General features: G+C 65.9%; 11 protein-coding genes. 4 read left to right on the top strand and 7 right to left on the bottom strand.

Annotated features, from left to right (window positions below; all coding sequences use genetic code 11):
* Together rodA and AC56LH_RS00170 are read left to right on the top strand one after the other, a co-directional pair.
* Positions 1-1,119 carry a rod shape-determining protein RodA gene (gene rodA / locus AC56LH_RS00165; protein WP_499643002.1) on the top strand — a complete coding sequence of 373 codons (1,119 nt, stop codon included), beginning with the start codon at positions 1-3 and terminating at the stop codon, positions 1,117-1,119.
* Between the two features lie 18 nt (positions 1,120-1,137).
* Positions 1,138-2,184, top strand: a complete 1,047-nt coding sequence (locus tag AC56LH_RS00170) for a septal ring lytic transglycosylase RlpA family protein (protein WP_499643004.1) — start codon at positions 1,138-1,140, stop codon at positions 2,182-2,184.
* A gap of 27 nt (positions 2,185-2,211) precedes the next feature.
* On the opposite strand, the gene AC56LH_RS00175 is transcribed toward AC56LH_RS00170, so the two are convergent.
* The 7 genes from AC56LH_RS00175 to argS all read right to left on the bottom strand — a co-directional run bounded on the left by AC56LH_RS00175 (position 2,212) and on the right by argS (position 8,629).
* Complete coding sequence (locus AC56LH_RS00175; protein ID WP_499643006.1) at positions 2,212-2,985, bottom strand: PEP-CTERM sorting domain-containing protein; 774 nt, start codon at positions 2,983-2,985, stop codon at positions 2,212-2,214.
* Positions 2,986-3,191: 206 nt separating this feature from the next.
* Complete coding sequence (locus AC56LH_RS00180; protein WP_499643008.1) at positions 3,192-3,923, bottom strand: SPOR domain-containing protein; 732 nt, start codon at positions 3,921-3,923, stop codon at positions 3,192-3,194.
* The gene (locus AC56LH_RS00185; protein WP_499643010.1) at positions 3,917-4,654 is read right to left on the bottom strand and encodes a type III pantothenate kinase; all 738 of its coding nucleotides are present in this window, start codon (positions 4,652-4,654) and stop codon (positions 3,917-3,919) included. The genes AC56LH_RS00180 and AC56LH_RS00185 overlap by 7 nt, the downstream gene beginning before the upstream one ends.
* Entirely contained in the window at positions 4,651-5,415 is a 765-nt protein-coding gene (locus tag AC56LH_RS00190) for a biotin--[acetyl-CoA-carboxylase] ligase (protein ID WP_499643012.1), read from the bottom strand. Before AC56LH_RS00190 ends, AC56LH_RS00185 begins: the two co-directional genes overlap by 4 nt.
* A complete protein-coding gene (locus AC56LH_RS00195; protein ID WP_499643014.1) occupies positions 5,412-6,197 on the bottom strand; it encodes an SDR family oxidoreductase in 786 nt (261 codons plus the stop codon). Before AC56LH_RS00195 ends, AC56LH_RS00190 begins: the two co-directional genes overlap by 4 nt.
* 6 nt (positions 6,198-6,203) lie before the next feature.
* Positions 6,204-6,884 (bottom strand): SPOR domain-containing protein, encoded by a 681-nt coding sequence (locus AC56LH_RS00200; RefSeq protein WP_499643015.1) that lies wholly within the window; start codon positions 6,882-6,884, stop codon positions 6,204-6,206.
* Positions 6,885-6,916: 32 nt separating this feature from the next.
* Entirely contained in the window at positions 6,917-8,629 is a 1,713-nt protein-coding gene (argS, locus tag AC56LH_RS00205; RefSeq protein ID WP_499643017.1) for an arginine--tRNA ligase, read from the bottom strand.
* Positions 8,630-8,838: 209 nt separating this feature from the next.
* On the opposite strand from argS, the gene rsmB reads away from it, so the two are divergent.
* Both rsmB and AC56LH_RS00215 read left to right on the top strand, forming a co-directional pair.
* A complete protein-coding gene (gene rsmB / locus AC56LH_RS00210; RefSeq protein ID WP_499643019.1) occupies positions 8,839-10,434 on the top strand; it encodes a 16S rRNA (cytosine(967)-C(5))-methyltransferase RsmB in 1,596 nt (531 codons plus the stop codon).
* Between the two features lie 43 nt (positions 10,435-10,477).
* Positions 10,478-11,053 carry a DUF4390 domain-containing protein gene (locus AC56LH_RS00215; protein WP_499575453.1) on the top strand — a complete coding sequence of 192 codons (576 nt, stop codon included), beginning with the start codon at positions 10,478-10,480 and terminating at the stop codon, positions 11,051-11,053.
* The last annotated feature ends 2 nt before the right edge of the window (positions 11,054-11,055 follow it).

The raw sequence follows: 11,055 nt of genomic DNA on the forward strand, positions 1-11,055 counted from the left end.
ATGGCCCATATTCCAGAACGGCGTTCGCTGCGGCGGCGCCTGCGCCCCTATTTCACGGTATTCGACCTGCCGCTCACGCTGATTCTCGCGGTCCTGGTCACCATCAGCATGATCACCATGTCGTCGGCCGGCGCTGACTTCCCGGACCGGGTCGAGCACCAGATCCGTAACTTCCTGCTCTCGTTCGCCGTGATGTGGATTGCCGCGAATATCGCCCCGCAGACGCTGATGCGCCTGGCCGTGCCGATCTATACGGTCGGGGTCGCGCTGCTGGTCGCGGTGGCCATGTTTGGCCTGATCAAGAAGGGCGCGCGGCGCTGGCTGCACATCGGCGTGATCGACATCCAGCCGTCCGAGATCATGAAGATCGGCGTGCCCCTGATGCTGGCCTGGTATTTCCAGACCCGGGCCCAGGTCGCGGGCTGGAAAAATTACCTGGCCGCCGGGGCGCTCCTGATGATCCCGGTGGCGTTCATCATGAAGCAGCCCGACCTGGGCACGTCGCTGCTGGTGGCGTCATCGGGGCTGTACGTGATCTTCCTGGCCGGCCTGTCGTGGAAGGCCATCGTCGCGGTGTCGGTACTGGGGCTGGCCAGCCTGCCGGTGGGCTGGTCGATGATGCACGACTACCAGCGCGAGCGGGTGATGACGCTGATCGATCCTACCTCGGACCCGCTGGGCAAGGGCTTCCACATCATCCAGTCGATCATCGCGATCGGCTCGGGTGGCGTGAGCGGCAAGGGCTATATGAAGGGCACCCAGGGTTACCTGGAATTCGTGCCCGAGCGGACCACCGACTTCGTGTTCTCGGTGTATTCGGAAGAATTCGGCCTGGTCGGCAACCTGTTCCTGCTGTTCGTGTACCTGCTGCTGATCGGGCGCGGCCTGATGATCGCGGCCAATGCGGCCAATACCTTCGGGCGTCTGCTGGCCGGGTCGATCTCGATGATTTTCTTTACCTATGCCTTTGTGAACATGGGCATGGTGGCGGGCATTCTGCCCGTGGTCGGGGTGCCGCTGCCCTTCATGAGCTATGGCGGCACTGCCTTTATCACACTCGGCCTTGGCGCCGGCATATTGATGAGTATTCAAAGACACCGTAAACTGGTGAAGACTTAACTAGCAGGAGGACTGCCAATGGGCGTTCGCAAAAACATCCCGGCGGTCGTAGCGGTTGCCTTTCTTGTCACGGCGTGCAGCAGTACCGGTGAACACAAGCGCTTGTCGCCATTCCCGTGGCCGCACAAGCCCACCGCCAAGCATGCCCCCGCGCCCAAGCTTCCGGCCGCCAATTCGGGGCGGGGCGGCTATTACAAAGACGACGGGCCGGGCGAGAATCCACCCGACGGCCTGCTCGAGACGCCCGACGCGGTCGTCATGGCAGAACCGTTCAACAAGTTCACCAGCCGTCCCTACACGGTGCTGGGCAAGACCTACACGCCGCTGGGTAACGATGAACCGTTGACCCAGCGCGGCATCAGTACCTGGTATGGCAAGAAATTCCATGGCCAGCGCACGGCCTCCGGTGAGCTGTACGACATGTACAAGATGACGGGTGCGCACCCGACATTGCCGATCCCGTCGTATGTGCGCGTGACGAGCCTGGAAAGCGGCCAGTCGGTGGTCGTGCGGATCAACGATCGCGGGCCGTTCCATTCCACACGCATCATCGACGTGTCGTACACGGCCGCACTCAAACTGGGCTTGCTCGGCAACGGCAGCCACGAGGTCCAGATCGAGCGGCTGTTCCCGGGCGATCCGATCGTCAATCCGGCGCAGCTTGCCGCCGCGCGGCGTGAAGCGACATCGCAGGCGCAATCGGCGCCGCCCGAGATCGCCGCGCTGATGCTCGAAAACCGGGTGCAGTCCGACAGCGGCGCCGTCGTGCGCCTGGTGGAGCCGGCGACACCCGCGGCGCCAGCAGTACCAGAGGCACCGGCGCCGCGCGCCACGACGGGTGACTACTACATCCAGCTTGGCGCGTATGGCCGCACTGGTACCGCCGAAGCGATCAGCGACCAGATCGTGCGCGCCGGTGTGGACGTGGGCACGCTCGAAGTGGTGAAGGTGGGTTCATTCAACCGCCTGTACGGCGGGCCGTATCCGACCCGTGCCGAGGCGATCGAGGCGATGGACGCGCTGCCGGCTTCGTTGGGGTTGAAGCCGATCGTCGTGCGGCGCTGACGCCTCGCCAGTCTTTCTGAAACCGCGTTATGCCGCCACGCGCTTGCTGCGGCGACGCACGGCGCCCAGACCGGCCAGACCGGCGAGCGCCAGCAGGATGCTCGATGGTTCCGGCACTTCGGCAGATGCCACGACTTTCGTGTAATCCAGCAGCAGCTGCGAATTGGTCAGGATCAGGTCGCCCGCTACCTGCAGGTTCAGCGTCAGCTGGTCGCTGCGCAGCAGTTCGTCGATGATCGACTGGTTCGAGATGATGCCGCTGATGGTGAAGGCGCCGGTGCTGTCGCGGGTGATGGTCGTGGTCTCGGTCGAGCTCTTCGTGTAGAAATGGTAGCAGGCGTAGTAGCAAAGCTGGCCTTCGTACGTGGCCATCAGCGGGCTTGAGCTGGTCGTGCTAGATTCGGTCCACGCTGTGCTGCCGGTGCCGAGGACAACGCCGCCGATCGACAGGGCAGCGCTTTCCTGCTGGCCCGTGCGCTGTACCGTCTCATAATTGGTCTGGTACCGTGCATAACTTACCGACGTGTGCGGCATCCAGTCCGTCATGGTGCTCTTGGTCAAGACTGGCGCCGACGTCGTGAAAGTATCCGATGCATCGTCGCGGAACGAAAACGAATACGACAGGCTGTTGACCGTGTAGTCGACCGGCAGGAACGATTTGCCACTGAACACGGCGCTGTAATTGTTGTTAGCCATGTCGCTCGAGGCAAATGCGCCCGTCATCGCGATTGGCGTGGCCAGGGCTGAAGCGGAGATGGTGCAGAGTGCGGTCAACAGAGCGGTGGTGATCAGTTTTTTCATGGCAAACCCCTAGTTTTGAATTTAATAAACGATAATTTTTATATAGCAATACTTATGCCAGCACAGCAACCTATTGATTATAAACAATCTTATTTTCTTAAAAGAATTTAGTGTAAAGAAATTCGACAAATTTCAGCGTCCGCGCAACACGTGGGGACGAAAAAAAGCGCACCCGCAGGTGCGCCGTTGTTGATCTTGAAACAGGATCAGCTGCAGCGGGTGACTTCAACACCGTTGTAGTTATCGGCAATACCAGTCAGACGATCGCGCTCGGCAGCGTCGATCTGGCGATACTGATAGCCGGCGCGCGTCACTTGCGGTCCGCGCGGCAGAATGCGCACACCGCGTACGCCCTGGCGCTGCAGGTCGGCCACGAGCTTTTGCGCCGCGCCGTCCGATTTGAACACCCCCAGCGAAATCGCATAGCGTAGTGGCGACGTGTCGTTCTGCATGATAAAGAAGTTGGTCACGCCCCGTTCCCTGAGCTCGGCGACGCGGCGCTGGGCGCCTTCCCGGCCCCCGTTCGGTGGCAGGTAGACGAGGCGGCTCGTCACTTCCTGGTACGGCATGTCGATGCGCGACTGGCGCGGCGCCAGGCCAAGCCGTGCGACACGGGCCTCGAAGCGGCGCGCATCGGCCGTGCTGAACGGGCCCGCCTGCACACAGGCGACCAGGTTCCGGGGCACCGGCGCGGGAGCAGGCTCAGGCGCAGGTTCGGGCAGGGGCGCAGCCACCTCGGCTTGCGGCGCCGCTACAGCGCTCTGTGCTGCCTGCCTGGCCTGCGTTGGCGTGAGCTGCTGCATGCGTTCGGGCGCGAGCTGGTTCTTCAGGCGCGCCGGCTCTCGCGCCGCATCACCCGGCTGGCCGAGCAGGCCCTGGCCATACGCCAGCAAGACCCCGTTGGCGCCCAGCAGCGCCCAGAACACGAATTTCAGCACCGCATATCTCCCGTCGAGCCGGTGGCTGCTGCATGCAGGCCGACCAGTACGATGTTATCGACCACCTGGTGCGCAATCTTGAGGGCTGGCGCGATATGGGGCGCGGCGCCGCCCGAGACGATGCAGAAGGCGCCGCCCAGGCCCGCCACCGCGCGCTCGATCGCGCCCGCCTGCGCCGAGAGCAGGCCGGACAGGATTGCATCCTGCGTGTTGTCGCCAAATAGCGGCGGCAACGCGCCGGCGTCGACCTGCGGCAGTTGCGCCGTGTTGCGCGCCAGGCTGGCGGCCATCAGGGCCAGGCCGGGCAGGATCATGCCGCCGATAAAGTGGCCGTCGGCGCGTACCGCGTCGACCGTGGTCGCGGTGCCGCAGGTGGCCACGATCAGGTCCTGGCAGGGCACCAGCGCGCGCGCGCCGATGGCAGCGGCGAAGCGGTCGCACCCGAGCCGCACCGGGTCGCGGTAGCCGTTGGTGACGCCTGCGCGCTGCGGCGTGGACGCGAACCACTCGATCTGCGCATGCGCCGGCAGCAGGGCTGCGATGCGTGTGGCCAGCGCGGGCCCCGCCACGTTCGAGACCAGCACGCGCGTGGCGCCCATCCAGTCTTCATACACCGCATCCAGCCCGGCATGCGCTACCGCGCCAGTGGCCGACCAGGTGCCCGGCTCCGCGCCGTCTTCTGCCAGCGCCCACTTGACGCGGGTATTGCCGGCATCGATCAGCAGCATCATGCTTTCACCCGCAGCGAGACGTCGCCGGCCATCACGGTGATGCGGCCTTCATCCGTATCGAGCAGCAAGCGCCCGCTATCGTCGACACCGGCCGCGCGGCCTTCGTGCCGCACGACGCCGCCGTCGAGCAGGACGACGGTCTCGCCCTGCCATGCATGGCGCAGATTCCAGCGCGCGCTGAAGGCGGCAAATCCGCGCGCGGTAAATTCGCGCAGGCAGCCGGCCAGGCCGTCGAGGAGCGCCGCCATCAACGCGTCGCGGTCCATGCGCGCCAGCCAAGGCATGCCGGCCGCGCTGCGCCCCAGTTGTGCTTCTATCTCGTCCGGCATCAACAGGTTCAGGCCGATGCCAATCACGCACCAGGTGCCGCCGCCAGGGGCAGACTGGGTTTCGATCAGGATGCCGGCCAGTTTGTCGCCATCCTTGAGGACGTCGTTCGGCCACTTCAGGTGGACCTGCTGGCCCAGCGTGCCAAGCGTGTCGGCCAGCGCCACGCCCACCGCCAGCGGCAGGCCAAGCAGCGCCTGCGGTCCGCCATCGAAGCGCCAGGCCAGCGAAAACGTCAGCGAGCCTTCGGGCGACGACAGCCAGCTGCGCCCGGCGCGCCCGCGGCCGGCGCTTTGGTGTTCGGCGATCAGCAACAGCGGGGCGGCAAGGGTGCCGGCGCGCGCGAGCAGGTCGGCGTTGGTCGACCCGGTCTGCGCCACGACTTCAACGGCGACGCCTGCGCGCGACAGCGCGGCAATGGCAGCAGCGTTCATGGTTGCTTCCGGCGCGGCTTGGTCGGCGCGCGCGCAAAGAGACGGTCGAAGAGGGCGTTGGGCATCAGGCGCAGCAGCTTGGCGACGACGCCCATCTGCCACGGCAGCACGCGATAGCTGTCACCGCGCGCGATCGCTGCGACAGCGCCCGTGGCAAAGCGTTCGGGGGACATCAAAAAGGGCATGGGGAAGCGGTTGGCACGGGTCATGGGGGTATCGATGTAGCCGGGGGCGATGGTCACCACGCGAATGTTCGACGGGCGCAGTTCCACGCGCAGCGCTTCGCAATAGCTGTGCAGCGCGGCCTTACTGGCGCAGTAGGCACCGGCGCCGCGCATGCCGCGAATGCCGGCCACGCTCCCGATGCCGACCAGGCGGCATGGCGTCGACCGGGTTTTCATGGCGGCGATGAACGGTGCGAACGTCGCCACCGTGGCATTCACATTGGTGGCGAAGACGGCGTCGAACACGGCGAGGTCGTCTGCCTGCTCGGTCAGCGTGCCCTGCGAAATGCCGGCGCAGGCGATGACGATATCGGCGCCGCCGTTCACGGCGAGGAAGTCCTGCGCCGCAGCGGCGAGGGCTGCGCGATCGAGCACGTCGACCGCATACACCTGGTGGCGCGAGGAATCAGGGAGAGATTGACGCAGTTGGTCGAGCGCGTCGCGTCGCCGGCCCAGAAGGCCCAGCGTCGCCCCGCGCGCGGCATATTCGCGCGCCAGCGCGGCGCCGATGCCGCTCGAGGCGCCGGTGATGAAGACGCGCTGGCCCGGCAGCGACATGCCGGATCAGCGCTGGTTGCGCACGATGGCGACGTCGATGCCGCTGTCGAGCAGCTTGGCGCGCGCGCGGTTGACGCCTTCGACCTGCGTGAACGGGCCAACCCGCACGCGGTGCAGCACGCCGCTGTCGGTGCTGCGGTCGGTGATCGCCGCCTCGAAGCCCAGCAGGGCCAGCTTGGCGCGGGTGTTTTCGGCGTCCGACATTTCACGGAAGGCGCCCGCCTGCAGGTAATAGATATAGCCGTCGGTGACGGCGGCAGCCGCCGGCGCTGCGGCGACCGTGTTGACCGGTGCCGGCGATGGCGCCGGGGTTGGCGTGCGGCGCGGCGCCTGCATGCCGGCGATCGCGGCGCCCAGTGGATCGGCATCTGCGGGCGCTGCAGCCGGCGCGGCGGGTGCAACCGGTGCTGCCGGTGCGGCAGCTGGTGCACTTGGCGCCGGCTTGGGCGTCTCGCGCACCGGCGTGCGGGTGCCGTACAGCGGCTTGTTCGGATCGTTGGCCTGGCTCGGCTCGAGGTCGGCCGGACGCCCCATCTTGTTGGAGCGGTCGGTAAAGGGCGAGGCGCCCTTGGTGATCACGAGTGCGACCGCCACTGCGATGCCCAACCCGATGATCAGGCCGATGATGATGCCCGTCAGGGTGCTGCCGCGCTGGCGGAGGGGCGAGAAGGATCGAATGGCGGTCATGACGCTTTCTGGTTGGGCAGTGGATGCAGTGATTACATTTTGTCCGGCGCCGACACGCCGATCAGCGCGAGGCCGTTGCGCAGTACCTGGCGCGTGGCGGCGGCCAGCGCGAGGCGGGCCAGCTTGAGCGGCTCGTCGTCGTCCAGCAGCCACTTGTGCGCAAAGTAGTAGCTGTGCAGGTCGCCGGCCAGTTCGCGCAGGTAGAACGCGACCTGGTGCGGGCCCAGTTCGCCCAAGGCGCGCTCGAGCACTTCAGGGTACGACGCCAGCTTGGCCAGCAGTTCGAATTCCTTCGGTGAGGTGAGCGGCGACAAATCGACGCTGGCGAGCGAAGCGACATTGCCGCCCCAGTTGGCCAGCGCCGAGCAGATGCGCGCATGGGCGTACTGGACGTAGTACACCGGGTTCTCGTCGCTCGTTTCGAGCGCGACGTTCACGTCGAACACGAACTCGGTGTCGGCCTTGCGCGAGATGAGGAAGAAGCGCACGGCGTCGCGGCCACGCGTGACGTCGCCCGCGCCCGACCAGTCGATCAGGTCGCGCACGGTGACGTACGAGCCGGCGCGCTTGGAAATCTTGACCTCTTCGCCGTCCTTCATCACGGTGACCATCTTGTGCAGCACGTAGTCGGGATAGCCTCGCGGGATGCCGATGTCGACCGCCTGCAGACCGGCGCGCACGCGCGCGATCGTGCCGTGGTGGTCACTGCCCTGGATATTGATCGCCTGGTCGAAGCCGCGACGGAATTTCTGGATGTGGTACGCCACGTCCGGCACGAAGTACGTATAGGTGCCGTCGGACTTGCGCATCACGCGGTCCTTGTCGTCGCCGTAGTCGGTGGTCTTGAGCCACAGCGCGCCGCCGTCTTCATAGGTCTTGCCCGAGTCGACCAGCGTCTTGACCGCAGTATCGACCTTGCCGTCGGCGTACAGCGACGACTCGAGGTAGTAGTTGTCGAACTTGACGCCGAAGGCCTGCAGATCCTGGTCCTGCTCGTTGCGCAGGTAGGTCACGGCGAAGCGGCGGATCGATTCGAGGTCGTCGACATCACCGCTGGCGCTGGCCGGTTCGCCATCGCTGGCCGAGACGGTTTTCCTGGCCAGGAAGTCGGCGGCGATGTCGGCGATATAGTCGCCGTTGTAGGCCGATTCGGGCCATTCGGCGTCGCCCGGCTTGAAGCCGCGTGCGCGTGCCTGCACCGAGTTGGCCAGCGTGGCAATCTGCACGCCCGCATCGTTGTAATAGAACTCGCGCGTGACGTCATGGCCTTGCGACAGGAACAGCGACGCCATCGCGTCGCCCAGCGCGGCCTGGCGGCCGTGACCGACGTGCAGCGGGCCAGTCGGGTTGGCCGAGACGAATTCGATGATCACGTGGTGGCCGGCGCCGCTGGTGCTGCTGCCGAATGCCGCGCCCTGTTCGAGCACGCTGCGCGCGACCGATTGCTTGGCGCTGGCGGCCACGCGCAGGTTGATGAAACCGGGGCCGGCGATGTCGGCGGCCTCGATCAGGCCCTGCGCGCCAGGTTCGGCCAGCAGTGCGGCGACCAGGCGCGTGGCCAGTTCGCGCGGGTTGGTTTTGAGTGGCTTGGCCAGCTGCATCGCGATATTGCAGGCGATGTCGCCATGCGATGGATCGCGCGGCCGTTCGAGCACCACGTTCGGGGTGAGATCGGTACCGGCAACGATCGGCGCGAGGGCGGCCTGGAACAGGGCAACGATTTGTTGTTTTTGTTGGGCGAGCATGGGAATGGTCGAAAATGTAATGAGGCGACGCCTGGAGGTCAGGCAAACAGTGCACATTATACTAGCTTGACGGGCCGCTTTGGCGGGCCGCGGCTCCAGCGGCCAGCGTATCACCCACTATCAGGATAACCACAGCGGCCACTATATTAAGCGTCGTCAAAGGCATAACCGTTACAATGGGAGCCCATTTTCGCAACATTTTATTCGCCATGACTGACAAGCGTCCAACGCTCTCCCTGAAACCCAAGGCCAAGCCGGCGTCCGACCGGCGCGGCGCCGGCGCGGCAGGCCGCAAGCCGGCCCCGGCCGCCGAGTGCGGGCAACCACGCGCACAGGGACAGGGGCAGGGGCAGGGCAGTCAGGCACAGGGCGAACGCGCACCGGCCCAGCCGGCAGCGGCATCCGGCTATCAGTTGAAGCATCATGTCGTGCGCGCGCCGCGCGAAGAGCCGCGCCTGCGCGCCAGTCATGAAGTCAAGGTCGCGCCGCAGCGCGACTACAAGCCCGACCTGAAATCCGACTCGCTGGCCCTCGCGCTGCTGGGCGCGGCCAGCGCCGTCGCCCGCGTGCAGGGCGGCATGGCGCTGCCGCAGGCCCTGTCGATCGTGTTCGGCGCCTACGACGTCACGCCGCAAACGCGCGGCGCGATCCAGGACATCGCCTACCGCACCATGCGCCAGCTGGGCCGCAGCGAAACGCTGCTGGGCCTGATGACGAGCAAGGCGCCCGAGCCGCCGATGCTGGGCGCGCTGCTGTGCGCGGCGCTGTCGCTGCTCGATCCGCCCGAGGGCACACCGGCGCCGTACGAAGCGTTCACCGTGGTCGACCAGGCCGTTACCGGCGCGGCGGCGCACCCCGATTTTGCGCACGCCAAGGCAATGGTCAATGCGGTGCTGCGCCGCTTCCTGCGCGAGCGTGAATCGCTTGTGGAAGAAGCGCTGCGCACGCCGCTGGCGCGCTGGAATTATCCGCAGTGGTGGATCGACACGGCGCGCGCTGCCTACCCGCGCGACTGGGAAGCGGTGCTTGCTGCCGGCAACGCGCATCCGCCACTGACGCTGCGCGTGAACCGTCGCCGGCAGGATGTCGCCGCGTATCTGCAGTCGCTGCAGGATGCGGGCCTGGGCGCCGAGCAGGTGGGGCCGCATGCGGTGCGCCTGGCGCAGGCCATCAATGTGAGCCAGATCCCCGGCTTTGCCGAGGGCGTGGTGTCGGTACAGGATGCCGGCGCCCAGCTGGCCGCGCCACTGCTCGACCTGCAGGATGGCATGCGCGTGCTCGACGCGTGCGCGGCCCCTGGCGGCAAGAGTGGCCATATCCTCGAGACGGCGAACGTCGAACTCACGGCCGTCGACACCGATGCGCTGCGCCTCGGCCGGGTGGGCGACAATCTCGGCCGCCTGGGACTGGCGGCGCAACTCGTGACGGCCGACGCTGGCGCGACCGACTGGTGGGATGGCCGTCAATACGACCGCATCCTGGCCGACGTGCCGTGCACGGCGTCGGGCATCGTGCGCCGCCACCCGGATATCCGCTGGTTGCGCCGCAAGTCGGATACATCCCAACTTGCAACACTTTCAGCCAAAATACTCGACAATCTTTGGCAGATGCTGCTGCCGAATGGTAAATTGCTATTCGTGACATGTTCGCTCTGGCCCCAGGAATCGGAGGCGCAGGCGGCTGCCTTCGCGGCCCGCCACGACGCGGTCCGCCTCGATGCGCCGGGCCAACTGCTGCCCGTCGGTGGCGCCGGACAGGATCATGACGGTTTGTTCTACGCCCTGTTCCAGAAGAAAGCGGCGTGAAGTTCTTTTCACTACGCGCATTATTTAAGGCCCCGGCTCCCCCGTGACGTTACGATTTTTCCGCCTTTTCGCCTGTCAGTTGCTGCTGGCGATCGCGTGCGTTGCCATGGGCACGCCGGCGCAGGCGGCCGACGACATCGAAATCACCCGCGCAACCATCGAAGCGAGCGACGATGGCTACCGCCTCAACACGGCCTACAACTTTGAACTGAATCACGGCCTGAAGGACGCGATCCAGCACGGGGTCCAGCTGCACTTCACCACCGAGATCGAACTCACGCGTCCGCGCTGGTACTGGCGCGACGAAAAGGCCGTCTCATTAAAACGCACCATCCGCATTTCGTACGACGTGCTCACGCGCCAGTATTACGTGGTCGTGGTGGGCTCGTTCCAGGAACGCTTCCAGACCTTTGAAGACGCGATGTTCATGATCCGGCGCCCGACGCGCTGGCTGATCGCGCCCAAGGGCACGCTCAAGGCCGGCGAAGTCTATGAAGTCTCGCTGCGCATGTTCATGGACCGCGAGTACCTGCAAAAGCCGTTGCAGGTCAATGCCTTCAACGATTCGGACTGGCGCCTGACATCCAGCCGAAAGACCTTCACCTACCGTGCGGAGTGAAG

It is taken from the genome of Telluria sp. LT1R51-2 (genome assembly GCF_059685775.1).